Source organism: Mesorhizobium sp. M2E.F.Ca.ET.209.01.1.1 (assembly GCF_004010375.2).
Taxonomy (GTDB): domain Bacteria; phylum Pseudomonadota; class Alphaproteobacteria; order Rhizobiales; family Rhizobiaceae; genus Mesorhizobium.
In genome coordinates this window covers 1-279 of the sequence record NZ_SADP02001385.1, presented here as the reverse complement: position 1 = coordinate 279, position 279 = coordinate 1, and the positions used below count along the sequence as shown (strand labels likewise).

1 protein-coding gene is annotated in these 279 nt (G+C 54.8%); it reads right to left on the bottom strand.

The annotated features are described in order from the left end of the window. Positions 1-35 precede the first annotated feature (35 nt). Positions 36-279 (bottom strand): hypothetical protein (locus EN852_RS41625; RefSeq protein WP_189546701.1); only part of this gene is annotated, 244 nt, incomplete at its 5' end.

Below are 279 nucleotides of genomic sequence, written 5' to 3'. Positions count from 1 at the left end.
AATGCCGGAGGTGCGCAGAGAGTGCCGAAGAAAATTCACCAGAACGGAAGCAGCTCGTTGAACTCGAGCCAAAAGACAGGTGTCCACCAGTTGAAGACCTCGTGAACAACCAAGGTGCCATCAATGGCGCGGTGGACGCTCTGAGCAACAATATCGCGACTTTGGCGACGCAGTACCGCCAGCACTATCGCGCATACATCGCCGACGCCTATTTCTTGGCGTCCGTGATGCGCAAGAATCCAGACACATTGAGCGATTTCTGTCGCAGGCTTGACTGGA